The following is a 26,995-nucleotide window of genomic DNA, read 5'->3' as shown; positions in this document are numbered from 1 at the left end:
CATGAAATTAAAATTCTTTCTGTTCGCGTTATTGGGGGTAATCGCGACAGCACAAGCTCAGAATACGGGAACCGTTTCTGGAAAAATTACAGAAAAGTCAAACAGCATGCCGATTTCTTATGCTACTGTTTCTCTTAAAGAAAATGGAAAAGTCGTTTCTGGAGTAAATACAGACGATAATGGAGATTTTTCATTTAAAAATATTGCTTTAAAAAGTTATACCATAGAAATTCAATATATTGGATTTAGAAAATATATTGGTTCTGTTCTTTTAAGCGAAAACAAAAAAAATGCAACCTTAAATATTGCTCTTGAAGAAGAAGCAACACAGCTTAAAGGCGTGAATATTGTGGCAGAACGTTCTACAATCGAACAAAAAATCGATAGAAAAGTAGTAACCGTTGGTAAAGATTTAACCACCGCTGGCGCTTCTGCATCCGATATTATGAACAATATTCCTTCTGTAAATGTGGATCAGGACGGAAAACTTTCGCTTCGCGGCAACGACAATGTTCGTGTATTAATTGACGGACGTCCATCTAATATTGATCCTGCTCAATTATTGAAACAAATTCCGTCAACCTCAATCAAAAAAATTGAGCTGATTACCAATCCAAGTGCCAAATACAATCCGGAAGGAATGTCTGGAATCATTAATATTATTTTGCATAAAAATGCTAATACTGGTTTTAATGGAACATACAGCGGCGGTATCACTTTTGGAGAAACGGCTAAATTTAACCAATCTCTAGATTTAAATTACAAAACCGGAAAAGTGAACTTTTTTGGAAACGCAGGTAATAACTCTGGAAAATATTTTAATGATGGTTTTATCAAAAAATTGGACCAAAGCCTTACTCAAAGATTAGACATTGTCAATGACGATGAATCCTATTTGTACAAAATTGGAATGGATTATTTAATAGACGACCATAATACCTTGTCTATCTATACTAACCAGAATAAATCGACTGGTGTTGGTTTGGTGAATACTGATATTGATTATATCAATTCTCCAGAAAATATCGCTAATATGTATCAAAAATCAAGATACCAGGGACCAAATACGACTGGCACTTACAATTTAGCATACAAACATATCTTTAAAAAAGAGGGACATACTTTAGATTTTGAAGGAAACTACAGCGATACAAAAGAAAGTCAAAATGCCAATTTTGACAATACAATTACAATGACGAACAATGCTGTAAGTTCAGAAATTTATAATGATTTCTTGAGATATGACCGAAAGCTAAGTACTTTGAATGTCGATTATGTTAATCCCTTAAACGAAAAAACGACTCTTGAAGCTGGGGCTGAAGCTCGATTAACAAGAACAGATAACGATTACAATAGAGTAAACGATCAAGATCCTACACAAAATCTAGTTTCTAATTATACCTATGATACTGATATTTATTCTGCTTATGTGACTTTTGGGCAGAAATTCAAAAAAATCAGTTACCAAGTGGGTGCTCGTTTTGAAAGTTATAAAATGCAGGCAGACTTAAATCATGGTGAAGTGAAGTATGATGATGATTATCTTACTTTATATCCGTCAGCTTATTTAACCTATAACTTAAATGATAAAAATACTTTACAATTTAGCTACAGCCGTCGTGTAGATCGTCCTAGTTTAGAACAGACAAAACCAATCCGTGAGTTTTCTACTCCACTGGTAACTTCTTATGGAAATCCAGATTTAAGACCTCAGTTTACCAATTCAGTAGAAGTAAATTATACTAAAACTCTTGAAAAAGGAAGTTTTACTGCTGGTGTTTTTGTGAGAAGTATTAATGATCAAATCAGTAGAATTTTATACCCAGACGACACAGATCCAAGCGGAAATAAACAAATTATGTCTTTCACGAACTTTGATCATAATACAGCTTATGGATTTGAAGTTTCATTGAACTATAAAATTACAAAATGGTGGGATATCCAGCCATCTATTGATTTTTCAAGTATCAACCAAGAAGGAGTTGTGTCTAAATATCATGAGGATAGAAATCAATTTATTTCAGAAAACAGAACCGTTACTGTTGCCGCTTTCAACGGACGTATGAACTCTAACTTTAAAGCAAACAAACGTTTAAGTTTCTTACTTTTTGGTTTCTACAGAGGTGCAGTTGACGGCGTTCAGAACAATAGTCACGAAATGTATAAAATGGATATTGGTTCACGCTATACTTTGCTAGACAACAAAATGAACATCAGTGTACGTTTTAATGACGTTTTCAATACTATGAAATATGCGTTTGATACTAATTATCCTTATCCTCAAGCAGGTCAGTTTACATGGGAGAGCCAAACGGTTTATTTAGGTTTAACTTACAACTTTGGAGGCGGGAAAATCAAAAATTTACAACGTAAACAAAGAGACGATAATACTAATAAAGGCGGAGGCGGTATGTTCTAATCACCGCTTTTATTAGATCTATTTTAATATTTTAAATAAGTTCTTGTAGAAAAAAGCCTGGAGTATGCCAACTCCAGGCTTTTCTATTTTTGGAACTATAGAAAGTTTTTAAGTTCTTTTATTTCTTCTGGATTTGCAGTTTCAGAATTATTTGTAACGGCAGATGAATGATAAAAAGTCAAATTTAATTTATCTTGCAGTAATTTTATATTTGAAGATCGCAGACCTCCTCCAGGCATAATCTCAATTCTATCTCCAGCCAATTCCTGAATTCGCTGCAAAGCCAAAATTCCTTCTTCTACATTTACAGCTTGACCCGAAGTAAGAATTGTTTTGAAACCGCAGTCTATAACATCTTCTAATGATTTTTCGACATCTTTAACCACATCAAAAGCGCGGTGAAAAGTGCAAGAAAGCGGGTGAGCCAAATGCACCAGTTCCTTATTCTGTTTCTTATTTACTTTTCCGTTATCTTTCAAAATTCCGAAAACAAAACCGTCTACACCCAGTTTTTTAAACTGCTTGATATCTTGTTTCATTTCTGTCAATTCTTCATCCGAATAAACAAAATCACCACCTCTAGGCCTTATAATTACGTGCATTTTAATCTTTAAATCTTCACGGACTTTTACCACTAAAATCGAATTTGGCGTTGTACCGCCAAGCTTCATGTTTTCGCAAAGTTCGATTCTGTCCGCTCCATTTTCCTGTGCAATTATTGCCGATTCGTAATTAAAACAAGCTATTTCTAGTTGATTTTTTTTCATTGTGATAAATTCAAAATATTTCAAAACACGAATGTATAAAAAAACCTGCTCAGCAAAAACTGAACAGGTTTAAAAAATATAATGTAAGATGATTATTTTACCATTTGATAATAGCGCTTGCCCAAGTAAATCCGCTACCAAAAGCAGCTAAAACTACTGTATCTCCGGATTTGATTTTTCCTTGTTCCCAAGCTTCTGTCAAAGCAATCGGAATAGAGGCAGCCGTTGTATTTCCGTATTTCTGAATATTGTTATGAACTTGATCATCTGTCAATTTGAATTTGTTTTGAATAAACTGCGAAATCCTCAAGTTGGCTTGATGCGGAATCAGCATATCAATATCTGAAACCTGCAAACCATTTGCTTCTAATCCTTCGTTGATTACTTCTGCAAAACGAACTACAGCATTTTTAAACACAAATTGACCATTCATATACGGATAATAACTTTCATCGTTTGGATCGTTGTCTGCAATAATATCGGTTACCCAGCGTGCTCCCATTCCTGGTGCCTGCAAAGCCAATTCTTCCGCATGTTCTCCTTCAGAATGTAAATGAGTAGAAAGAATTCCTTTAGTCAAATCTTCTTCACGGCTCAAAACTGCCGCTCCTGCCCCATCTCCAAAAATTACGGAAACCCCGCGTCCGCGAGTGGTCATGTCTAATCCTGTAGAATGTACTTCAGAACCGATCACCAAAATATTTTTATACATTCCGGTTTTAATATATTGATCTGCCACTGAAAGTGCATAAACAAATCCAGAACATTGGTTTCTAACATCTAAAGCACCAACAGTTCTTAACCCCAAATCTCTCTGCACCAAAACTCCTGGCCCTGGAAAATAGTAATCTGGGCTCAATGTAGCAAAAACTACAAAATCAATATCTTCTTTGGCAACGCCAGAACGCTCGATTGCAATTTTAGCTGCTTTCACTCCCATTGAAGTTGTGGTATCTTCTCCACGAATAATGTGCCTTCTCTCCTGAATTCCAGTTCTTTCCTGAATCCATTCGTCATTGGTATCCATTATCTTAGACAAATCATCGTTAGTCACCACATTAGAAGGAACATAATATCCTAAACCAGCTATTTTTGAATGATACATACTCTATTATTATTTATTAAAAATTTGGATTGCAAATTTACGCATACTTTAAAATATACGTACACAAAATACTATTTTTTTCGTAATTAGCAATTTAATATCATCTAATTATACATTGCTTTGATTGGTTTTATATTTTGATAAAGCAACATTTTGTGTGATTCTCTGAAAAAAATTAAAAATAAGACCTAAAATGTAACAAGACAAAAGTATTTTAGACAAACATTTTTGAATACCAATTTTTCAAACCCATAAAACTCAAATTATGAAATTAAAGATTACCTTATTCTTACTTTTAAGTTTTGGATCTTATTCTTTCGCTCAAGAAAATCTAACCTATCAAAAACCTTCAAAGTCAATTCTGGATTTAGCCGATTATCAAAGAGCTCCAAGTGTATTTATGGATACAAAAAAAGAGAATATGCTCTTAATGTACCGAAACACATACAAAACATTAGACGATCTAAATCAGGACGAAGTTCGTCTGGCTGGTTTAAGAATTAATCCGGTAACCAACATTTCAAGTACTGCAACTTATTTCAACAATCTTAAACTTAGAAAAGTAACAGGAAAAGAAGAAATTCAGGTTTCAGGTTTACCAAATAATCCAAAAATTGCCAATATCCTTTGGTCTCCAAACGATAAAAAAATTCTTTTTTCTAATACTGCCGCTACAGGTGTAGAACTTTGGGTTATAGATGTTGAATCTGCAAAAGCTACAAAACTTACTGAAGCAAAAGTAAATGCTAATTTAGGAAATCCGTTCAGCTGGTTTTCAGACAATGAAACGATTTTGGTAAAAATGCTTCCCAAAAACAAACCAGCTCTTTTGGATTCTAAAAAAGATTTACCAACAGGACCAATTGTATCCACTACTTCTGGAGAAAAATCTCAAAACAGAACCTATCCTGATATGTTAAAAAACAAAAATGATGAAGTTAATTTTGAAAACAGCATTACTTCTGAATTGTATAAAATTAAATTAAACGGAGATGCTGTTTTGTTTAAAGAAGCTGCAATGTTTGCCGGCGAAAGAATCTCGCCAGATGGTAATTATATCATGCTGACTACAATTCACAAACCATTTTCTTATGTCGTTCCTTTAAACCGTTTTCCGTCTAAAACTGTTGTTTATGATCTTAGAGGAAAAGAAATTAAAACAGTTAATGAAGTACCTTTAAACGAAATCATGCCTAAAGGTTTTATGGCTGTTCGAAAAGGAAAAAGAGAAATGGCTTGGAGAAATGACAAACCTGCAACTCTTTCTTATGTAGTAGCATTAGACGAAGGTGATCCTGCCAATAAAGTTGATTTTAGAGATGAGGTTTTTCTTTGGGATGCTCCTTTCGACAAAGACGCTTCTTCATTAGTAAAAACACCACAGCGTTTTAGTGGTATTACTTGGGGGAATGATAATCTTGCTGTTCTTTCCGACGAATGGTATGACACTAGAAATACTAAAACGTATTTAATAAATCCATCGAATCCAAGTCAGCAGCCAAAATTAATTACGGATAGAAACTCGCAGGATGTTTATTCTGATCCAGGTTTTTTTGAAACCAAAAAAAATGAATACAACAAACCAGTTCTGGCTATCGAAAAAGATAATCTTTACAGAATTGGAGAAGGATATACAAAAGAAGGGCAATTTCCTTTTATAGATGAATTTAACTTTAAAACGTTACAAACCAAACGAATTTATACTTCACCTTACAAAGACAAAAAAGAAGACATTTATGAAATCCAAGATTTTAAAACTGGTAAAGTTTTGGTTTTAATTCAGTCCAAAACGGAGTATCCTAATTACTACTTTAGAAACATTAAAAAGCAGAATAGTTTAACCCCAATTACGACATTTAAAAATCCATTTGAAAGCATTAAAAATGTCAGCAAAGAAGTTATCAAATACAAACGTAAAGACGGATTAGAACTTTCCGGAACATTATATCTTCCTGCTGGTTATGATAAAACGAAAAAAGAAAAACTGCCGCTTTTAATCTGGGCTTATCCAGCGGAATATAAAGACAGAAATAGTGCTTCTCAGTCTACTCAAAACTCAAACGAATTTACATTTCCATATTATGGATCTTTTGTTTATTGGGTCACCAAAGGTTATGTGGTTTTAGATGATGCGGCTTTTCCAATTATCGGAGAAGGAACTACAGAACCAAATGATAATTTTATTTCTCAGTTAGTAGACAATGCCGCAGCTGCAATTGATGCTGTAGATGCTTTAGGCTATATTAACCGTAAAAAAGTGGCTGTGGGAGGACATTCGTATGGTGCTTTTATGACAGCAAACTTGTTAACGCATTCTAATCTTTTTGCCTGTGGAATTGCACGAAGCGGTGCTTATAACAGAACGCTAACGCCATTTGGTTTCCAAACCGAGCAGAGAAATTACTGGGAAGTTCCTGAAGTTTACAATACAATGTCGCCTTTTATGAATGCTGACAAAATGAAAACCCCAATTTTATTGGTTCACGGAGAAGCCGATAATAATCCAGGAACTTTTACACTGCAGACAGAACGTTACTTCCAAGCTTTAAAAGGTTTAGGCGCGCCTGCAAGAATGGTTATTTTACCAAAAGAATCTCATGGTTATGTAGCAAAAGAAAACATCTTACACCTACTTTGGGAGCAAGATCAGTTTTTGGAGAAATATTTGAAAAACTAATTTCAATCACATCCTAAAAAAAACAAACCCGACAGTTTTAGAAATCTGTCGGGTTATTTTTTTATAAATAGTTTAAAGCTAAAAATACTTCTTGTTCAATTGGTAAATCTATTTCGCTTTCAAAAAAGATTAACTGTCTTTTATAAACGGTTTCAATTAAATAATGACTTCCTCTAAAATACGTTCTTCTAATTTTTACCATTAATTTAGATTCTGAAACCATTTTAAACTGGTGAGGATAAACTAATGTCTTATGACTTTCATCTTCGTATGATAATAATAAGTGAGTTGGAATTTCATTTACCTCTCCAAACAGCGAAGCTACGTATTTTATTTTTGGATCTTCGTAAATCTTAGAAGGGTTGTCTTTTACAAGCACTTCTCCATTTCGCATTACAATCGCTTGATCTGCAAAAGACAAAGCATCTGTACTGTCATGCGTTGCAATGATGCATGTAATTCCTTTTTGCTTTAAATAACGGAACAAATTACGACGAAGTGCATTTTTTCTAAAAGCATCAATCTGGCTGAATGGTTCATCTAATAAAATCACTTCCGGCTCTAAGGCTAAAACTCTAACTAATGCCACTCTCTGTTGCTGTCCACCACTTAAAAACTTTGTTTTTACATTAGCGAATTGATCCATTTCGACCATTTCGAGTAATTCTTGAACACGAAGTTTTTTCATATTGGCAAAACCATTCGAAAGAAACTTACCTACGTTTTCTGCCACAGTTTCATACGGAGACAAATCAAAATCCTGCGCCAGATATTTCATATACGGCATTCCGGGAATCAAATTAAACTTTGGCCCAAAAATAGGTTTGCCTTCGTAAGAGATACTCCCTTCATCTAAATCATACAAACCGTATATAAGTTTAAGCAATGTACTTTTTCCACAGCCACTTTCTCCAATAATAGCAATGTTCTGTCCTTTCTCAATAGAAAAAGAAATGTTTTTTATAACGGGGCTGTCGGTATAAGTAAAAGATATATTTTGAATGTCAAGCATGAGTTGTAATATGAGAGGTCAAATTTACAATGTTTAATTTCTAAAGTCAAAAAAAAGCTGCGCCAATACATAGTTTTGTTTTTTGTACTATTATTTCTATATATTTAACAAAAAATTAATCAGTCTTTATCCTAAAAACCATGAATCAATTATTTAAAAAAATTCTAAGCTTTTTATTATTATTTATATTTATTCCTTTCAGCAGCTGTGAGAAAGATTCTGAGCAAGATTCTTCCAAAACAAAAACAAAATACAATTTTACTGTACGTGAGGTTTCATTAAGCAGTTTATCACACGATACAGAACTTTTAAACATAGCTGGTAAAATAAAACCTAAAAAGTCAAATCTTAGCGGTAAACTAATATATGATCCGTTAAATGATTTCTACTTTGATGACACTTCAGGAAAAGAAATTGTAGCTGAGAATGGACAAAAGTCTTACACATTTCAGATAATCACTGATGATGATAACTCTAAGGTAGAAAATTTATTATTTACTCAAAAAGAAAATGGTGAGTATGATGCCTATAGAGTACAATACAATTTTACAGAAGAAGAGTTAAAAACGATGACAATAGAAGATATAGCTGTACAAAAGGCCAACTATACACTTATAACATCTAGCAAACCTAATTTCACTGGAAAACCAACTGCAACATGCTGGTCTATAGAAGTATGGGTAGATATTACTCCTGACCAGGGAGAAAATGTAGGATTCTATCAATCAAACCCCTATTCGGGGGGCTACATATCTATTGCAAAAGTATGCTCACAAACTAGCACAGAAATAGAAACAGGTACAGATCTTGACGGAGGCAATAGTGGCTGGGGAACAGGTACTTTTAGCGGTAATCAAAGTCCAGTATCTGGAAGTGGTATATATACAACACCAGTAGTAACACCTGGAACTAAATTTATAAAAAGTATATATCCAAAAATCTTAAGAAGTGATTTTTTTAATTTATCTGAAAAAGCGCATGAATTAAGTTTTAATTATCTCAACCTGCATAATTTTGATGTAATATCTCAAAGTAAAGTTAGAGGGGCTTTGACTAAACTAAATGTCTTTAATCTTTCTGAACTGCCTTATGAAATTCATACTGGAATTTTTGATAATTTAGTGAAAAATGATTTCTCCTTTGAAAGTATATATTTTGGAAATTATATCATCAGTTTAGGCTATGAGGCAGTAAATCTAGACATTCCAGCTTCATTTAAATCTCCAATGAATATTGATCGAACAGCTATTACAAATGCTACACCTGAGGGAGAAAAATTTAATGCAATTTATGACATTCTAAAAGAATCTCCAGAGTTTAAAGAGTTATTCATTAAAATATTCAATAATAACGAAAGATTTAATGTTAAGTTTGAAATTGGAAATATTGGTGGAGGCGCAAATGGAGATACCAAAACTGACTTACTAAATCCAACAAATAATAAAATTATTATTGATGCTAATTTTATAAAAAACAATAGTAAATTAGTTGTGGCAAAAACCATTCTTCATGAATGTATACATGCTTTTTTAAATGTAAAACTATGTGATGGCGAATTAGGGAATATACCTAACATTAATAATAATGATTTCTATAACATTGTAAATCAAAGTTACGATGGCTTTAATAACAATCAAGCTCAACATAACTTTATCTACAATTACATGTTACCAACTATGGAAAAAGTTCTTGCAGAAATAAAGGATAAATTGGTATCTACTGCCGAATCAACCTTTTTGCAAGATCTTGTTTTCCATCCTGAATCTCCAAGTGTGGATGTGAAATTTACATGGACAGATTTTTATCACAATTTAGCTTTAAGTGGATTACAAGATTGTACGTTTTTTAAAAATGAAATAGCAACATTGATTAAAGATTCACAAACAGGTGAAATAAAATCTATAAATGTAAAAGATCAAGTTAAATTAAATTATTACAACCAATACCAAACCCGTATAAATGGTCTTAGCAAAAATTAAAAAATATTATTTATTTATAATTGTTTTTTGTTTTTCAATAAACATAAGTCGATCTCAAAGTTTTGAAAAAATTCAAAGCACAGATACTTTATATATTTATTTCAAAAATGACAATATCAATCAAATAAAAGCGAGAAATAATGTTGTCAACAGAGATAATTATGACTACTATTTCTATTTTTCAATTGAAACTACTACTGTAAGGCAGTATTATGTCTTATTTAACCATTATTTGATAACTCCTGAGGTAAAATGGGAAAAAAGATCCTTTTTAAAAGAGAAAAAAGACATAATAGTTGATTATGAATTACTTAAAAAATTAGGCTATTACAAAAGTGAAAAACTGCTTTTGCAGAAGAAAAAAATATATATTATAGATCGAGATAATTTTTGCAAATCAAAAATAAAATTGGTCGAAGCAAAAATAACAGAACGTACATTATCTATAGAATAAGGATATTATTACAAACCAAAGATCAAATGAAAAAGCATACAATCATAACATTCTTACTTATAACTCAAATAGGCGCGGCGTCAACATGGTTTACCTCTTTTGAAGAAGCGCAAAAAATCGCTTTGGGAACTAATAAATTGATGATTGTCGATTTTTGGGCATCATGGTGTCGCCCATGTAAGGAAATGGATAAGAGATCTTGGAATAACGAAGAAGTCGAAATGATATTAGAAGATTTTGTAAAAGTCAAAATAAATGTTGATGCCAATAAAGATTTAGCGAATAAATATGGCATTAGAGGAATCCCAAATATGATTATAATGGATGGAAATGGAAAAGTGGTACACAGCTTTACTGGGTATCTTGATCCGAAACCGTTAAGAAATGAATTAGACAGATTTGCGTTATCAACTGAATTTTTATCTTTAGAATTAATCAATTTTTACAAAAACAAGAATTTTTATCCCGCGCTTAAAGTATCGCAAAAATATTATGAATACTCCTTGTTAGTAGATAAAAACATTAAAGGTAAAATATTAAAAACAAGCATTGAATATTTAGAAGAAGCGCAAAACTTACTCAATAAAAAAGATCTCAATTATGAACGAGACAAACAGCGCCTAGAATTGTATAAATTGTATTCACTTGCCTACAGTTTTGATTTTAAAAAACTAAAAGACAAGCTTTCTGAAATTAAATCAGAACAAATAAACACCACAAATGAATATCCGTATTGGTTTCTAGTTTATATTGCAGAAAAAGGACTTGGAAAAGAAACTAAAGAAACGGAAGAAATGTTATTAGGAAAAGATTTAGAAGAGGTCATTACTAAGGGAAACCAATTATATTCTTTTCATGAAAAAGCTGCAAACCAATAATTCATTTGATTTTCTTTCGCACAAAAAAAGCTGCTTCATTTAAGAAACAGCTTTTTTTATATTTTATTTTGGTCTTAAATTATTTTCCAGCTTCTGCTTTTGCGTCATTTACCATTTTGTCGTTTGCAGTAATTGAGAATTCAACACGACGGTTTTGAGCTCTTCCTTCTGGAGTATCATTTGTTGCGATTGGATCTGCAATTCCTAAACCTGAAGTTTTGAAACGGCTAGATTTTAATCCTTTTGCCACCAAATAAGCTTGCACTGAAGCTGCTCTTTGTCCAGAAAGTGTTAAGTTATATTCTGGTTTTCCTGTGTTATCAGTGTAACCAAAAATCTGAATATCAGTATCTCCATATTCATTAAATACTGGAACCAATTTATCTAAATTCGCTTTTGCTGTAGAAGTCAAAGTCGATTTATTAGTATCAAAACGAACTGAATTTTCATTCAGAGTCAAGTGAATACCTTCTCCAACTCTTTCTACAGAAGCACCTGGTAAAGCCTGATCGATTTCGCGAGCTTGCTTATCCATTTTGTTTCCAATAAGTGCTCCAGTTCCACCACCAACGGCGGCACCAATTGCAGCACCCAAAGCCGCGTTTCCACCACGACCAATATTATTTCCTAAAACTGCACCAATTACACCTCCAGCAACAGCACCAATTCCGGCACCTTTTTGAGTATTATTGGCATTCTTTACTGAATCACAACTAGTAAAAAAACTAGTTAATACCAATAAACTACATAAACCTAAAACAGTTATCTTTCTCATCTTTTATCTCTTTAAAATATTAATTAGCTCTTTGAAATTGGTAAACAACATCTTTTACCTGACCACCAACATTGATATTATCAATTAATTGGAATGAACTTTCAGTTACACCAGCAACTTTAAGTAAATAGCCATCTCTTACTTTCTTTGCTTTTTCACCAGCATCAAGAATTTTCAGAATGAACATCCCTTGATTGTTGATACTCCATACAATTGGTGAAGAAAACCCAGTACAACTTGGCGATGTTAAAGCCATTGTTCCTTTATTGTTGTTTGAAATAAAACTCCAAGTACTTCCGATAAAACATTTTGAATCTGCAAGATCAAATGAATTTACTTTGATGTAGTCTGAACCTGGATAAGACACATTGGTAAGCACCCAATTTCCTTTTAACGCTACTTGAGTAGGTCTGTCTAATTTTTTTGAAAGTGTTGTGTCTGTTGAAGACGTTGACGAAGCTGACTTACACGCGAAAAACATCACGGCAATCAAGCATATAAAAATACCCTTCTTCATTTTATACAATTTTTTATAGATTAATATTTTGCCTTTTTAACAATTATTGTACCACAAATATACGATTCGTCGAGATAATTTTCATTCTACAATCTATTTATTTTCTTTCAAAATTAACACTTCCGACATTTTGTCACCCTAAAAACAATTGGTATTTTATTTGAAGAAATGAAAATCATCAAGTTAAATCAAAAAATAAATAAAAATATGACAACAGGTAAAATTAATGTTTCGGTAGAAAACATCTTTCCCTTAATCAAAAAGTTCTTATACAGTGACCACGAAATCTTTCTTAGAGAGTTAATTTCAAATGGAACTGATGCTACTTTAAAATTAAAACACCTTATCAGTATTGGTGAAGCTAAAGTTGAATACGGAAACCCAATTATTGAGGTTAAAGTTGACAAAGAAGGTAAAAAAATCCACATTATCGACCAAGGTTTGGGGATGACTGCTGATGAAGTTGAAAAGTACATCAACCAAGTGGCTTTTTCTGGGGCTGAAGAATTCCTAGACAAATACAAAGATTCTGCAAAAGATTCTGGAATTATTGGTCACTTTGGTCTTGGTTTCTATTCTGCTTTTATGGTGGCTGAAAAAGTAGAAATTATCACTAAATCATACAAAGATGAGCCAGCTGCACATTGGACTTGCGACGGAAGCCCTGAATTTACTTTAGAGCCAGCTGACAAAACTTCACGTGGCACAGAAATCATTCTTCACATTGCAGAAGATTCTCTAGAATTTTTAGAAGATTCTAAAATCAGCGGATTATTGAATAAGTATAATAAATTTATGCCTATTCCAATTAAATTCGGAACAAGAACAGAAACACTTCCAAAACCAGAAGATGCTCCAGAAGATTATGTTAATGAAACTGTTGAAACTGACAATATCATCAACAACCCAAATCCAGCTTGGACAAAACAACCTTCTGAATTATCTGATGAAGATTACAAAAACTTCTACAGAGAATTGTATCCAATGCAATTTGAAGATCCGTTATTCCACATTCACTTAAATGTTGATTATCCGTTTAACTTAACTGGAATTTTATATTTCCCTAAGTTAGGATCTGATATGCAAATTCAGAAAGACAAAATTCAGCTGTACCAAAACCAAGTTTACGTTACTGATAACGTAGAAGGAATTGTTCCTGAATTCTTGACAATGCTAAAAGGTGTTATCGATTCTCCAGATATTCCATTAAACGTTTCTCGTTCTGGTTTACAAGCAGACGGAGCGGTTAAGAAAATATCAAACTATATTACTCGTAAAGTAGCTGATAAATTGAAAGCTTTATTTAACGAAAACCGTGCTGATTTTGAAGCAAAATGGAATGATATTAAAATCGTTCTAGAGTACGGAATGCTTTCTGAAGATAAATTTTACGAAAAAGCAGGTGCATTTGTTTTATACCCAACTGTAGACGATACTTATTTCACTTTAGAGGAATTAAAAGAAAAGCTAAAAGAAAATCAAACAGATAAAGATGGCAAATTAGTTGTTCTTTACGCTGGAAATAAAGATGCACAGCACTCTTACATTGAAGCAGCAAAAGATAAAGGATACGAAGTATTGCTTTTAGATTCTCCAATTATCTCACATTTAATTCAGAAAATTGAAAACGATAATAAAGATGTAACTTTTGTGCGTGTTGACTCTGATCATATTGATAATTTGATCAAAAAAGACGAAAACACGATATCAAAATTATCTGAAGATGAAAAAGCAACTTTAAAAACTTCATTAGAAGCTTATATTCCAAAAGCATACAGCGTACAACTAGAAGCAATGGATTCTCAAGCAGCTCCATTCTTAATCACGCAACCAGAATTTATGCGTAGAATGAAAGAAATGAGCCAGACAGGTGGAGGCATGTTCGGAATGGGCAATATGCCAGAAATGTACAATTTGGTTGTAAACACAAATTCTGATTTAGCTTCAAGCATCTTGAATACTGAAGATAAAGTACATCAAGAGCATTTGGTAAAACAAGCTTTAGACTTGGCTAAATTATCTCAAAACTTATTAAAAGGTGAAGCTTTAACTGCTTTTGTAAAAAGAAGTTTTGAAATGATTAAATAATCATTCAAAAAGAATATTTTTCAAAATCCTGCAAATTCAGTTTTGCAGGATTTTTTTTGTTCTTAAAACACCCTTCAAAAAAAGGGGAATTCTCCCCTATCCTCAAAATAGTAGTTTGTATAATTTTGAAAACCAACAAATTAAAATCAAAATTCTAGAAATCATGGATAAGAAGAAATTTACAGAAAATGGAACAGTTCTAGCAATTATTAACGATTTAAGAGACAATATTAGAAACAAGAAATTCTCAGATATCACAGACAATAATAATTATCAATATGTCGATCTTGTTCAAGAAGGCGGCGGTGTTCTCGGAATTGCCTTAATTGGCTATGTTTACGTTTTAGAAAAAATGGGGATTCGCTTTCTAAGTCTAGCCGGAACTTCTGCAGGAAGCATCAATACCATGCTAATGGCTGCCGCAGGAACTTGTGACATCGAAAAATCAGAATGGATTTTAGACTGCCTCTGCAATAAGAACCTATATGATTTTGTTGATGGCGATCGTGACGCCCGTCAGTTTATCGATGCATTATTAAGTGATGCCGGAAATTTAAAATTGATTATGAGAGGCGTTCAGGTTGTAGACAACTTTAAAGATGATTTAGGCCTGAATCCGGGAAATAATTTTCACCAATGGATGACTAATTTACTTTCGCAGAAAGGAATAAAAAATTATGGCGATTTAAAAGCTTTAAGGAAAAAAGGCGTTTCGGATAAAAATAAATTATTTCGAATAAACGATCAAGGCAAAAGAGAAGAATACAAAAGAGTAGATCATTGGAGCGAAATGGCCATTATCGCGGCGGATATAACTACCGAAAGTAAAATCGTTTTTCCAAAAATGGTCGATTTATTTTACTCGAATCCAGATGTTCAAAATCCAGCCGATTTTGTTAGGGCTTCTATGTCGATTCCATTATTTTTTACCCCCTTCAAAATCAAAAATATTCCTGGCGGAGTAGATTCTTGGAACAGATGGAATGAAGCCACTTGTCTTAGAACCTCAGTCCCATCTGAAGTTATGTTTATGGATGGCGGTATTATCTCTAACTTCCCGATTGATATTTTTCATGAAAACTTAAACGTTCCCGCATCTCCCACTTTTGGAATTAAATTAGGTTATGATAAAAATGAAATCAATACAAATGAAAAATTCTCGAATCTAATCAGCTCTATGTTTGATACAGCAAGATATGGCTATGACGCAGAATTTTTAAGAAAAAATCCCGATTTTAAACACTTGATAGGCTACATCGACACAGGAACGCATAACTGGCTCAATTTTAATCTGACCGAAGATGCTAAAATTGATTTATTTATCCGCGGAGCACAAAACGCTGCCGATTTTTTAAACCGATTTAACTGGGAAGAATACAAGAAAATCCGTAAGGCAAAAAGCGATTATTACAAATCCGTATAAGATTTTCAACAATAAAACAACATTTTATTCGTTACTCATACTTTTTTCTTCAAAAAGACGTTATAATATCCTGTAACAAAAGCTTACAGGATTTTTTATTTAGGATTCATTTTTTTAGTAAATTTGATTGCCTTTTTATCTAACACAAAACCGCAAATACCACTATGAAAAAAACCGCTATATTATTAACTACGATTTGTTTAGCAGCATTTCTATTTTTTTCTTGCTCGAACGATAGCAATGAAGGCGCTGCTTCAACAGATTTAACCAGTATTGGTGCATCAATCGCAATTGACACTTCTAACGAAATGGATCTTAATACTGGCTTAGCAGTGGCAACCTCTACTGCAACAGCAAAAATGACTGAAACTGTTGTTGGAGTCTGTGCCGCTATTACTATAACTACACCAAACGGAGGAGAATACCCTAAAGTAATTTTAATAGATTTCGGAACTGGCTGTAAAGACGACAACAATCTTACACGAAAAGGAAAACTTGAAGTAACCCTTACTGGCCCGCTTACTACAACTGGAAGCAAGATGACAATTAAAAGAGTAGATTATTCTATTAATAATCTTAAATTAGAAGGAACCATTGAATACACAAACACTACAAATGTTGCAACAGTACCACAATGGACCCGAAAAGTAACAAACGGAAAATTAACGGACTTACAAGGAGGCATTTACACCAATTCTGGAACTTACACCACAAAACAAACTGCTGGAGTTGAGACGCCTTACGTATTATCTGACAATGTTTACGAAATAACTGAAGGAACCCACACTGTTACGGCATCAAATGGCACAACGCTTACTTTGACAGTAAAAGAACCCTTAACTAAAAAGTATTCTTGCACTTTCATCTCTAAAGGTCAGTTAAAAATCCAAGGAGGTATTTTAAATGGAATTATAGATTATGGCAATAATGACTGTGACTCCCTTTACACTTATACACACGAAAACGGTGCTTCATTCAATTTATCAATGTAAAACCTTTTCACACTATATTTTAAATCCCAATTTAGAAATAGATTGGGATTTATTTTTTTTACAAAAATAAAACTGCCACCTCTTTACATTTAAACTATTTTCTTTATTTTGCACCCAAATCTAATAAACCACCAATGAAAAAAACATTAATTGCTTTTGTTACGCTTGCCCTGCTGGCATCATGCAGCAAAAAAGAAACTACTGGTAATGTACATATTACCGGAAATGTTAAAGGATTAAAAAAAGGAACGCTGTATATCCAGAAAATCGTTGATACCGCACTTGTTGCAATCGACAGTATTAAAATAGATGGAAATTCAGCATTTGAAAGCAATATCACATTGGATTCACCACAAGTTTTGTATTTATTTTTAGATCGTGGTGTTACAAATTCGTTAGACAATAACATTTTGTTTTTTGCAGAACCTGGAAACATCAACATCCAAACGAATTTAGATCGTTACATTTCTGATGCTAAAATCACTGGTTCAAAAAACCACGAGCTATACGAGCAATATTCAAAAATTAACAGCCGTTTTACAGACGAAAACCTTTCACTGGTAGAACCACGTTTTAGAGCATTAAAAAGACAAGATCAAAAAGCAGTAGACAGTATTACCAAAATACAAGAGTCTAACATCAAAAGAAAATACTTGTATGCTACAAACTTTGCTTTAAACAATAAAGACTACGAAGTTGCTCCATACATTGCATTAGCGGAAATTTACGACATTAATTTAAAGTTTCTAGACACTATTCAAAAATCGATGACTCCTAAAGTAGCCCAATCATTTTACGGAAAGAAACTAACAAAGTATGTTACTGATCTTAAAAAAGAGCAACAGACACCACAAACCGCAGAATAATTTCTGTGCAATCTCAAATAAAAAATGCCCTGAAAATTTCAGGGCATTTTTTATTTATAATTATTGCTTTTAAACGACTATCTCGCCATTAAGCCTCCAAGAATTGCAAAGACAAAGAAAAGCGCGTAAATCGCCAATAAAACCACCATAAGAATTCCAATGAACTTATAATGCGATTTTAAATAACCAAACGAAGATGTTAAAGCTTCTGAATCATTATCTCTAAAAGCTTTTTTTGCGTTTGAACTAAATTTAAACAAATAATAAACAGGAAAGAAGTAAAAAGCTGCCATCAAAAAATAAACAGCTCCCATTGCTGCTCCAAAAGAACCTCCGTAAGCCCCCATTCCTGGCATAGTACTTCCCATTGCTGAAAAAATAGCGCCTGCAAAAACTGCAATAATAAGTAAAAGTCCGATTCCGATAAAACCAAGAATAGATAGGAAATAAGCCCATTTAGCTATTTCTTTAATAAAATCCTTTGCTGTGGTATCCAGCTGTAATTCAAATTTCTCAAATGCAGAAGTTTCTTCCATTAGTAATAGAGTTTATAGGTTATCTAACAAACATAGGAAAAATATTCTTAAATGGAAATACCAATTAAAAAATTCCAAATCCCAACCTGAAACCTTAAACTTGGAATTTGGATTTTTTTGATTGGAATTTGACCAAAAAAAAACCATTCACTTAGTGAATGGTTTTTGAGCCGATAGAGGGACTCGAACCCACGACCTGCTGATTACAAATCAGCTGCTCTAGCCAGCTGAGCTACATCGGCCTATTTTGCGAGTGCAAAGATAAAAATGTTTTTTAATATTCCAAAAAAAAAATCACACTGCCCTCTATAATTAAAAAAACCATCACATTTCTGTGATGGTTTCCGTTTGAGCCGATAGAGGGACTCGAACCCACGACCTGCTGATTACAAATCAGCTGCTCTAGCCAGCTGAGCTACATCGGCCTCATTACGGGTGCAAATATAAAGCGGTTTTTCAATTTCCCAAAATAATTTTGCACTTTTTTACACTTTTTTTTGCTTATAGTGCGTTGATTTTTTCAACCAATTGATTAGCAGTTTGTTCTAATTCAATATTAATTTGCTTGAAATGTGCTTTTTTATTTTCAACGTTCTTTGCGTTCACTTTTGTAATCAAAGTATCGAATGCAGCAATAGCTTCATCGATCAAAGCATTCGTTTCTGGAGTTGGATTTCCTGTTGTTGACATCTCGAACAAGTAAACTGCCTCAATAATATCTCCTAATACGAAGTTGATGTCTTTCTTTAAATTTTTAACGTTTGCCATTTTTATTTATAATTTTAATTTGCGTTTGCAAAAGTACATATTATCTTTAAAATATGTGTTAAGAAATGTAAATTTCTAAAATTGAAGCATTTCCAGTTAAACTAAATGCATTAATCGCAGCTGGAACCAAAACGGTATCTCCTTTTTTATACGAATTTTTAAATCCGTTATATTCAATTTCAAAATTACCTTCAATACACATATACACTGTAAAAGTTTCTCCAGTTTTAGAAACTTCCAATTTATTCTCTAATGGAAGGAAATTAGTTGTAAAATAAGGGCAATCTACGACTGTATTTGAAGTATTGACTTTAGATTCGTATTTCTTCTGTGTATCAACTTTATTATAGTTTATAGCATCAAGTGCTAAATCTACATGCAGTTCTCTTTTATTTCCTTGCGCATCTATACGGTCAAAATCGTATAGTCTATACGTAATATCAGAAGTTTGCTGAATTTCGGCAACAACCAAACCAGCTCCAATTGCATGAACTGTTCCTGTTTCTAAAAAGAAAACATCTCCAGATTTTGCTTTCACATCATCTAAGATCGAAATCAAAGTATTATCATTTAAGTGTTTCAAATATTCTTCTTTACTAGAATCTTCTTTAAAACCTACAATAATTCTTGCGTCTGCATCTGCTTGCATTACATACCACATTTCAGTTTTACCAAATGAATTGTGACGTTCTTTTGCTAATTTATCGTTTGGGTGAACTTGAATCGAAAGATCTTCTCTAGCATCAAGATATTTAAAAAGCAATGGAAACTGTTTCCCAAAACGCTCATAAACTTTAGTTCCTAAAACGGCGTCTGGTGTTTCATCGATAAGTTCCATCAAAGATTTTCCTTTTAGAACTCCATTTGCCACCACACTTACATCTCCTTCTACAGTAGATAATTCCCAGCTTTCGCCAGTAATTTTAGAAACGATTGGTTTGTTCAGAATTGTTTTTAGTTTTTCTCCTCCCCAAATTCTTTCTTTTAAGATTGGTTCAAATTGCAAAGGGTATAAGTTTTGGTTCATGTTTTTAGGCTAATATATTTGTTTAATTAATTTTGTTCTATGTTATTTTATAATACTAATTCTTTGACAGTTTCTAAAGCTTTCGGTATATGTTTAGCAGCATTTACACTGTCAAATATCGAAATCACCAAGCCGTTCTTATCAATAATATAAGTAACACGGCCAGGAAGAAGTCCAAATAAATTATTTCGGACACCGAAAAGCTTTCTTAATTTTTTATCTTGATCTGAGAGCAAAATAAAAGGTAATTGATGTTTAGCTGCAAACTTGTGATGTGACTTTACACTATCACTGCTAATTCCGATTACCTCAGCACCCAAATCTTTGAAATCTTCATATTGATCCCGAAAACTGCAGGCTTCTGTTGTACAGCCAGGCGTATTATCTTTTGGGTAAAAATAAATTACCAATGGTTTTCTTCCTAAAACACTTTGGCTTTCGAAAGTTTCTCCGTTATTGTCTTTCGCAGTAAAATTCGGAACTATATCTCCTATTTTTAATGACATTTTTTATTCTCCTTTATAAGTTACAAAATTGCGTTCGGTTTCATTCAGCACAACTTCCAAATCAAAATCGGGATGAATTCTTTTTCTAATTTTATTCCATATCACAACAGCAATATTTTCTGCGGTTGGATTTAAATCTAAAAATTCTGGAACATCCAGATTTAAATTTTTGTGATCAAACGGAATTTCTACTTCTTCGCGTATAATATCCGCTAATACTTTCACATCTAAAACAAAACCAGTTTCCGGATCAATCTTTCCTGTAACACTTACTGTTAAACCATAATTATGACCATGGAAATTAGGATTGTTGCATTTTCCAAAAACAGCATCGTTTTTTTCAAATGACCAATCTTTTCGATGTAGTCGATGTGCAGCATTAAAATGTGCTTTTCTTGATATGGTTACTCTCATTTAGGCTTTTGGTTTGTTTGGGTTAAAGTTTATGATCTTCTAAATAATGATAAAATTCATCAAAAATTATTTTAAACCAAACCGTATATATTTCGGGCTGTTTTTCTATATCTGCCTTTACCTCTTCAATTTTCATCCATTTCCAATCTTCGACTTCTTCGGTATTAATATTTGGATCTTCGTTGTAATATCCAATCATTACATGATCTAGTTCATGTTCTGTCAAGCCGTTGTCAAAAGGTGCTTTATAAATAAAATGAAACAGCTCTTTTAAATCTGTTTTAAATCCCATTTCTTCAAACAACCTTCTGCTTCCTGCTTCGATGTTGGTTTCGCCTTCACGCTGATGACTGCAGCAAGTGTTTGTCCACAGCAAAGGAGAATGATATTTTTGATGTGCACGCTGCTGCAGCATGATTTCATTTTGCTCATTTAAAACAAAGACTGAAAATGCACGATGCAAAAGCGCTTTTTCATGTGCTTCTAATTTTGGCATTAAGCCAATCTGCTCATCATTTTGATTAACTAATATTACGTTTTCTTCTGTCATAAGTCTTCTTAAGCAAACAAAAATACGAAAAAAGAAATGGCTTAAAAATCCTAATTATAATTGTAAAAAATCCAATTCTTGACTCATTTTCTATTTTTCTGATTTACAACATTATAAATCACATTAAAAATTAAAAGCTGTTAAAATTAAGACATAAAAACTACATTCACTTTATTTACGTAACTAATAAAAAGTTAAAACACACTTAAAAAAATCTCAATTATTTTAAACTCAGTATTTCGAGGTAAATCTCAGCGTATCTTTGATTGGTAAATTCAAAATCCTAAAGAATACTGATTTAACACAAAATCCATTATTTGTTTATGAAATCTAAAACTCAATTTCTCAGTCTTTGTTTTTTAATACCGCTTTTCATTTTGCAGGCGTGTGGACAAAACAATAAAAAATACAGTAAACCAACTTCTATGAAAAATGTCATCGAAAAACCCGGCAATCCTTATTACTCTAATACAGATACTACAAAACTAAATGTGACGGATGCCGAATGGAAAAAAGTACTACCAGAAGATGTTTATGCCGTTATGCGTGAAGCCGACACCGAAAGAGCTTTTACAGGAAAATATTGGAATACAGATGAAAAAGGAACTTACTATTGTGCTTCGTGCGGCAACAAACTTTTTAGATCTACTGCAAAGTTCTCAAGCAGCTGTGGATGGCCAAGTTTTTTTGAGCAGGATAACAAAAAAAGCATTGTTTTTAAAGAAGATAATTCAATTGGAATGGAGAGAATTGAAACACTTTGCGGTCGTTGTGGCGGTCATTTAGGTCATATTTTTGACGACGGCCCTGAACCAACAGGAAAACGCTATTGCATGAACTCTATTGCTCTTGATTTTATTCCTGATTCTAAATAATCTATTTATGAAAAATATACTTTTAATATGTTTCCTGGCGCTATCGCTAAAGGGAATTTCACAGAATAAAAAAGCTTCCAATCTAGAAACCATTACGCTTGGCGGAGGATGTTATTGGTGTGTTGAAGCAGTTTATGAAAATCTGGATGGTGTAAAATCGGTTGTTTCTGGATTTTCTGGAGGGAATGTTGCCAATCCTACTTACGAAGAAGTCTGCACAGGTGAGACGGGACACGCTGAAGTAGTTCAGATTACGTATGATAAAACAGTAACTGATATTAATGAAATTTTCAAAGTCTTTTTTACCGTTCATGATCCAACGACTTTAAACCGTCAGGGAGCAGATGTAGGAACACAGTACCGTTCTGTAATTTTCTACAGAAATGCTGAACAGAAAAAAGCAGCTGAAAGCATTATAGCCGATTTGAATAAAGCCAAAGTTTACAAAAGTCCCATTGTAACGAAAGTAGAACCTTTTAAAGTTTTCTACAAAGCCGAAGATTATCATCAGAACTATTATGCAAACAACAAAAATCAGCCATATTGTAAAATGGTGATCCAGCCAAAACTGGAAAAATTTGAAAAGGTTTTTAAGGATAAACTTAAAAAGCATTAAATGTCAAAAAAGGGAAATGAATTTGATTTCATTTCCCTTTTTTTGTACTGTGGCTGAACTTTGACAAAGTTCAATCTGTATAAATTATTCTTTCGCTACTTTTTTGAATCGCATTACTGGAACATCTCCATTAATTAAATTCAGTTTTCCATCTTTATCAATTGAATAACTGGTAACTTGTTTTATCTGTTTCAAAAACTCTTGCTCTCCTCCGCCTTCACAAAACATCATAGTTGTTGGCCCAGCTTCTCCAAAACTTAAAGATTTTCCTTTTAGAGTATATGGCGCACTGTAACCATTACATCCGTTATTTCCATAAACCCTTGTTTCTTTTTGATCAAAAGTAAGCTGTGGTTTTTTATTTGGATACAATCCATCAAAAGCAATTCTAGGCCCAGAAATATATTCTAATTGCCAGGTTGTATCAAATAGATTTCCTGCATTTGAAGCTTCTTTTGATGCATTACATGAAGCAAAAAATAAAGTCAAAACCGAAACGACTGCGAGTGTGTATTTTTTCATTTTTTTTGTTTTTGAAGATTAATATTGCGTTCTCAATATTCGTGCCCGATTGATTTAACGGGTTCAATTTTCTTAATTCAAATATCTTAATGGTATATTTTTTTGCCAATCTAATTTACGGTTTTAATTTTAGATTATTATTAATCAAAACTTTACAAAAGAAATAAAAATTGTTCCTCTTGAAATAATTTTTTTGACAAGGATTTAGATTGCGGAGCTACTTGTGAGGATCCTTCGTTTCTCAGAATGACAAGATTGTGGCTACGGCATCGTTAGTTTCTATTTTTAATCAAATGATTAAAATATTTGTTTAACCTGAAAATAATTTTATAACTTTGTCACGGAATTTAATTCAAGATGGCTAAAAAGAAAATAGACGCTAGTACAGAGGAAAAAATAATTGAAGCGGCCCGTAAAGTTTTTACAGAAAAAGGGTACGCTGCAACCCGTACGCGCGATATTGCCGAAGAAGCTGGTTTAAATCTGGCTTTATTAAATTATTATTTCAGAAGTAAAGAAAAACTTTTCAGTCTGGTTATGGCTGAAAAAATCGGGCAATTGTTTGGCGTGATTGCTCCAATTGTCAATGATGACAAAACTTCTCTGCAGGAAAAAATAGAACTTATTGTTCCTGCCTATTTAAATGTTTTATTACAAAATCCGGGACTTCCACTTTTTGTTTTAAGCGAAATACGAAATAACCCAGAACATTTCAGTAATAGAGTTCAAGCCGGAAAAATATTAACACAATCAATTTTGGTCAAACAACTTTTAGAGAAACAACCTAATGTTAATCCGCTTCAATTTATATTAAACTTACTTGGAATGTGTATTTTCCCGTTTGTGACCAAACCTGTTTTTGAAGCTTCAGGATTGTTAAACAATGCTTCTTTTAACCAATTAATCGAAGAAAGAAAAACATTAATTGTAAAATGGGTCAACCTAATGCTCGATAATTAATTTTTTTTGGTGTAAATTTAATCAAATGATTAAAACAAAATAATAAACATAAAAATCTATATATGAACATTCTATATGAATAAATATCAAAAAACAAATAAAAAAAATTGAACATGAAAAGATTACTAATACTTTTTCTCATTTTATCAGCAGCAGGGTATTCGCAGCAAAGCGAAAAACTCTTAACGCTTGATAATTGCTATCAACTGGCAGAAGAAAATTATCCTTTATCCAAGAAAAGAGAGCTTATCGCCAAAAGCAATGAATTTACGATTGAAAATATTGCAAAAGGGTATTATCCAAAGTTCGACATATTGGCACAGGCTACTTACCAATCTGATGTTACCAAGCTTCCCGTAAGCATTCCGGGAACTTCTATGCCGATATTAAATAATGACCAGTATAAAGCTTACGGCGAACTGAACCAGATTATTTATGATGGTGGCAATATCAAACAGCAAAAAGAAGTTGTCAATTCTCAAACTAAAGTACAGCAACAACAGCTTCAGGTAGATTTATATGCTGTTAAACAAAGAGTGACAGATATTTATTTCGGAATTTTAATTTACAACGAACAATTACGCCAAAATGAGCTGTTGAAAAACGATATTTCAATTGGAATAAAAACTGTTGAAGCACAGCTTAAAAACGGAACAGCTTACAGAAGCAGTCTGGATTTACTAAAAGCAGAATACTTAAAAGCCGATCAACAAGCTATAAGTATTAGAAGTTATCGAAAAGGATATCTTGATATGCTCGCCCTTTTTATAAATCAGGAATTAAATACTGAAACAAAATTAGAAACGCCGCAAACCAGTATCTCTCGATTAGATATTAATCGTCCGGAATTGGCTCTTTTCAATTTTAGAAATGAAAGTTTTGAACTCAACAAAGAAACTATCGATGCCGGAAACAGACCCAAACTTAACTTTTTTGTACAAGGTGGTATTGCCAATCCTGCACTCAATTTTTTAAAAGAAGGTTTTGAATGGTACTACATTGGTGGACTTCGTTTAAATTGGTCTTTGACGGGTTTATATACTTCTAAAAAACAGAAAGAAATCATTGACATTAACAAATTAGAAGTTGATGCCGATAAGGAAACTTTTCTTTTCAATACCAATCAATCTTTAAAACAACAAAATGCTGAAATCACTAAACTTCAGGAATATTTAATTTCTGACGGACAGATTGTTGATTTAAGAAGTAATGTTAAAAAAGCAGGTTTAGCTCAATTAGAAAACGGCGTTATCAATCCTGACGATTATCTCAAGTTTGTTAATGATGAAAACGAAGCCAAACAAAATAAAATCATTCACGAAACTGAATTGCTTCTGGCGCAATACAGACAAAAATTAATAACCGGAAACTAACACAAAATGAAAAAGATACTTTACATAGCAATTACCTCAATTCTAATTTCATGTTCCAGCAACAAAAATGATTTTGATGCCACAGGAACTTTTGAAGCCGTTGAAACCATTATTCCAGCTGAGGCTTCCGGAATTATTAAAGAATTAAACGTAGAAGAAGGAAATAACCTAAAAGAAGGACAGGTTGTAGGCTATATTGATACAATCCAACTGAAACTAAAAAAAGAACAGCTTCTGGCACAAATAAAAGCAACTCAAAGTCGAAAACCAGATGCTAAAACACAACTCGACGTTTATCGCGAAGAATTGAAACAAGCCAAAATAGATCAGCAACGTATGCAAAATTTGGTTAAAGCAGATGCTGCAACGAGAAAACAATTGGATGATGCCAATTCTAAAGTTTCGGTTATTCAGAAACAAATCACCGCTTTACAAACTTCTTTAAATATCAGCACAACAGGAATTGACGATGAAACACAAACTTTAAAGGTGCAGATAAGACAGATTGACGATCAATTGGCAAAATCTAAGATTGTCAATAAAGTGAATGGAACGGTTTTAACCAAATATGCTGAAACCGGCGAAATGGCAACGAATGGAAAACCGCTTTACAAAATTGCAGATTTGTCTTCTATCATCTTGCGTGTTTATGTAACAGGATATCAGCTTCCGCAGATTAAAATCAATCAGAAAGTAAAAGTTTTTACTGATGCTACTAAAGATACTTACAAAGAACATGAAGGCATCATAGAATGGATTAGTGATAAAGCTGAATTTACTCCAAAAACAATTCAGACAAAAGAAGAGCGTGCCAATTTGGTTTATGCAGTAAAGATCAAAGTCAAAAACGACGGTTACTTAAAAATCGGAATGTACGGCGAAATAAAATTCTAAGT

The 26,995-nt window shown here is 32.9% G+C and carries 26 protein-coding genes and 2 tRNA genes; 14 read left to right on the top strand and 14 right to left on the bottom strand.

Features of this window, described 5'->3' with window-relative positions; translation table 11 throughout:
• Position 1: 1 nt before the first annotated feature.
• Positions 2–2,419, top strand: coding sequence for a TonB-dependent receptor domain-containing protein (locus GSY47_RS20555; RefSeq protein ID WP_219071520.1), 2,418 nt, complete (start codon positions 2–4; stop codon positions 2,417–2,419).
• A gap of 95 nt (positions 2,420–2,514) precedes the next feature.
• On the opposite strand, the gene GSY47_RS20550 is transcribed toward GSY47_RS20555, so the two are convergent.
• Both GSY47_RS20550 and GSY47_RS20545 read right to left on the bottom strand, forming a co-directional pair.
• Positions 2,515–3,186 (bottom strand): copper homeostasis protein CutC, encoded by a 672-nt coding sequence (locus tag GSY47_RS20550; protein WP_179007882.1) that lies wholly within the window; start codon positions 3,184–3,186, stop codon positions 2,515–2,517.
• Between the two features lie 97 nt (positions 3,187–3,283).
• On the bottom strand, positions 3,284–4,291 hold the full coding sequence (locus GSY47_RS20545) for a 3-oxoacyl-ACP synthase III family protein (protein ID WP_008464493.1): 1,008 nt from the start codon (positions 4,289–4,291) through the stop codon (positions 3,284–3,286).
• A 265-nt stretch (positions 4,292–4,556) separates the two neighbouring features.
• Between GSY47_RS20545 and GSY47_RS20540 the strand changes: the two genes are divergently transcribed.
• The gene (locus GSY47_RS20540) at positions 4,557–6,968 is read left to right on the top strand and encodes an alpha/beta hydrolase family protein (RefSeq protein ID WP_179007879.1); all 2,412 of its coding nucleotides are present in this window, start codon (positions 4,557–4,559) and stop codon (positions 6,966–6,968) included.
• A gap of 61 nt (positions 6,969–7,029) precedes the next feature.
• Here the strand turns inward: GSY47_RS20540 and GSY47_RS20535 are convergent, their stop codons facing one another.
• Positions 7,030–7,980 (bottom strand): ABC transporter ATP-binding protein, encoded by a 951-nt coding sequence (locus tag GSY47_RS20535; protein ID WP_179007877.1) that lies wholly within the window; start codon positions 7,978–7,980, stop codon positions 7,030–7,032.
• Positions 7,981–8,120: 140 nt separating this feature from the next.
• On the opposite strand from GSY47_RS20535, the gene GSY47_RS20530 reads away from it, so the two are divergent.
• Genes GSY47_RS20530 through GSY47_RS20520 form a run of 3 tightly spaced genes read left to right on the top strand, consistent with a single transcriptional unit; the run spans position 8,121 to position 11,291 of the window.
• Positions 8,121–9,959, top strand: a complete 1,839-nt coding sequence (locus tag GSY47_RS20530; protein WP_179007875.1) for a hypothetical protein — start codon at positions 8,121–8,123, stop codon at positions 9,957–9,959.
• Complete coding sequence (locus GSY47_RS20525; RefSeq protein WP_179007873.1) at positions 9,940–10,413, top strand: hypothetical protein; 474 nt, start codon at positions 9,940–9,942, stop codon at positions 10,411–10,413. Before GSY47_RS20530 ends, GSY47_RS20525 begins: the two co-directional genes overlap by 20 nt.
• Positions 10,414–10,439: 26 nt before the next feature.
• Entirely contained in the window at positions 10,440–11,291 is an 852-nt protein-coding gene (locus GSY47_RS20520; protein ID WP_179007870.1) for a thioredoxin family protein, read from the top strand.
• A gap of 79 nt (positions 11,292–11,370) precedes the next feature.
• On the opposite strand, the gene GSY47_RS20515 is transcribed toward GSY47_RS20520, so the two are convergent.
• Positions 11,371–12,066 carry an OmpA family protein gene (locus GSY47_RS20515; protein ID WP_091496441.1) on the bottom strand — a complete coding sequence of 232 codons (696 nt, stop codon included), beginning with the start codon at positions 12,064–12,066 and terminating at the stop codon, positions 11,371–11,373.
• 19 nt (positions 12,067–12,085) lie between these two features.
• Entirely contained in the window at positions 12,086–12,583 is a 498-nt protein-coding gene (locus tag GSY47_RS20510) for a lipocalin family protein (protein WP_091496443.1), read from the bottom strand.
• A gap of 207 nt (positions 12,584–12,790) precedes the next feature.
• Between GSY47_RS20510 and htpG the strand changes: the two genes are divergently transcribed.
• From htpG to GSY47_RS20490, 4 genes are all read left to right on the top strand, one after another.
• Positions 12,791–14,671: a molecular chaperone HtpG gene (htpG, locus tag GSY47_RS20505; protein ID WP_179007868.1), complete on the top strand. Its 1,881-nt coding sequence runs from the start codon at positions 12,791–12,793 to the stop codon at positions 14,669–14,671.
• A gap of 163 nt (positions 14,672–14,834) precedes the next feature.
• The gene (locus tag GSY47_RS20500; RefSeq protein WP_179007866.1) at positions 14,835–16,094 is read left to right on the top strand and encodes a patatin-like phospholipase family protein; all 1,260 of its coding nucleotides are present in this window, start codon (positions 14,835–14,837) and stop codon (positions 16,092–16,094) included.
• A gap of 164 nt (positions 16,095–16,258) precedes the next feature.
• On the top strand, positions 16,259–17,086 hold the full coding sequence (locus GSY47_RS20495; RefSeq protein ID WP_179007864.1) for a hypothetical protein: 828 nt from the start codon (positions 16,259–16,261) through the stop codon (positions 17,084–17,086).
• 134 nt (positions 17,087–17,220) lie between these two features.
• Positions 17,221–17,952 carry a DUF4369 domain-containing protein gene (locus GSY47_RS20490; protein WP_179007862.1) on the top strand — a complete coding sequence of 244 codons (732 nt, stop codon included), beginning with the start codon at positions 17,221–17,223 and terminating at the stop codon, positions 17,950–17,952.
• A 77-nt stretch (positions 17,953–18,029) separates the two neighbouring features.
• Here the strand turns inward: GSY47_RS20490 and GSY47_RS20485 are convergent, their stop codons facing one another.
• From GSY47_RS20485 to idi, 8 genes are all read right to left on the bottom strand, one after another.
• Complete coding sequence (locus GSY47_RS20485) at positions 18,030–18,488, bottom strand: DUF5362 family protein (RefSeq protein WP_179007860.1); 459 nt, start codon at positions 18,486–18,488, stop codon at positions 18,030–18,032.
• Positions 18,489–18,656: 168 nt separating this feature from the next.
• Positions 18,657–18,730: transfer RNA gene (locus GSY47_RS20480), tRNA-Thr, on the bottom strand.
• A gap of 109 nt (positions 18,731–18,839) precedes the next feature.
• Positions 18,840–18,913: transfer RNA gene (locus tag GSY47_RS20475), tRNA-Thr, on the bottom strand.
• A gap of 76 nt (positions 18,914–18,989) precedes the next feature.
• Complete coding sequence (locus GSY47_RS20470; RefSeq protein ID WP_091496454.1) at positions 18,990–19,256, bottom strand: hypothetical protein; 267 nt, start codon at positions 19,254–19,256, stop codon at positions 18,990–18,992.
• Between the two features lie 58 nt (positions 19,257–19,314).
• Entirely contained in the window at positions 19,315–20,283 is a 969-nt protein-coding gene (locus GSY47_RS20465; RefSeq protein WP_179007858.1) for a type I phosphomannose isomerase catalytic subunit, read from the bottom strand.
• Between the two features lie 47 nt (positions 20,284–20,330).
• The gene (locus GSY47_RS20460) at positions 20,331–20,789 is read right to left on the bottom strand and encodes a peroxiredoxin (RefSeq protein ID WP_179007856.1); all 459 of its coding nucleotides are present in this window, start codon (positions 20,787–20,789) and stop codon (positions 20,331–20,333) included.
• A 3-nt stretch (positions 20,790–20,792) separates the two neighbouring features.
• On the bottom strand, positions 20,793–21,203 hold the full coding sequence (locus GSY47_RS20455) for a 6-carboxytetrahydropterin synthase (RefSeq protein WP_179007854.1): 411 nt from the start codon (positions 21,201–21,203) through the stop codon (positions 20,793–20,795).
• Between the two features lie 22 nt (positions 21,204–21,225).
• The gene (gene idi / locus GSY47_RS20450; RefSeq protein ID WP_179007852.1) at positions 21,226–21,753 is read right to left on the bottom strand and encodes an isopentenyl-diphosphate Delta-isomerase; all 528 of its coding nucleotides are present in this window, start codon (positions 21,751–21,753) and stop codon (positions 21,226–21,228) included.
• 323 nt (positions 21,754–22,076) lie between these two features.
• On the opposite strand from idi, the gene msrB reads away from it, so the two are divergent.
• Both msrB and msrA read left to right on the top strand, forming a co-directional pair.
• Positions 22,077–22,628 carry a peptide-methionine (R)-S-oxide reductase MsrB gene (msrB, locus tag GSY47_RS20445; RefSeq protein WP_219071519.1) on the top strand — a complete coding sequence of 184 codons (552 nt, stop codon included), beginning with the start codon at positions 22,077–22,079 and terminating at the stop codon, positions 22,626–22,628.
• 7 nt (positions 22,629–22,635) lie between these two features.
• Entirely contained in the window at positions 22,636–23,244 is a 609-nt protein-coding gene (gene msrA, locus GSY47_RS20440) for a peptide-methionine (S)-S-oxide reductase MsrA (protein WP_179007848.1), read from the top strand.
• 84 nt (positions 23,245–23,328) lie between these two features.
• Here the strand turns inward: msrA and GSY47_RS20435 are convergent, their stop codons facing one another.
• Positions 23,329–23,766 carry an META domain-containing protein gene (locus tag GSY47_RS20435; protein WP_179007846.1) on the bottom strand — a complete coding sequence of 146 codons (438 nt, stop codon included), beginning with the start codon at positions 23,764–23,766 and terminating at the stop codon, positions 23,329–23,331.
• Between the two features lie 357 nt (positions 23,767–24,123).
• Here GSY47_RS20435 and GSY47_RS20430 point away from each other — a divergent pair, with 357 nt between their 5' ends.
• From GSY47_RS20430 to GSY47_RS20420, 3 genes are all read left to right on the top strand, one after another.
• Entirely contained in the window at positions 24,124–24,726 is a 603-nt protein-coding gene (locus GSY47_RS20430; RefSeq protein WP_179007844.1) for a TetR/AcrR family transcriptional regulator, read from the top strand.
• Positions 24,727–24,839: 113 nt separating this feature from the next.
• Positions 24,840–26,099 carry a TolC family protein gene (locus GSY47_RS20425; RefSeq protein ID WP_179007842.1) on the top strand — a complete coding sequence of 420 codons (1,260 nt, stop codon included), beginning with the start codon at positions 24,840–24,842 and terminating at the stop codon, positions 26,097–26,099.
• 6 nt (positions 26,100–26,105) lie between these two features.
• Positions 26,106–26,993 (top strand): HlyD family secretion protein, encoded by an 888-nt coding sequence (locus GSY47_RS20420; protein ID WP_179007840.1) that lies wholly within the window; start codon positions 26,106–26,108, stop codon positions 26,991–26,993.
• Positions 26,994–26,995 lie beyond the last annotated feature (2 nt).

The organism is Flavobacterium quisquiliarum, from assembly GCF_019308285.1.
GTDB classification, from domain to species: Bacteria; Bacteroidota; Bacteroidia; order Flavobacteriales; family Flavobacteriaceae; genus Flavobacterium; species Flavobacterium quisquiliarum.
The sequence above is the reverse complement of the archived record's forward strand: the minus strand, read 5'-3'. Positions and strand labels throughout refer to the sequence as shown.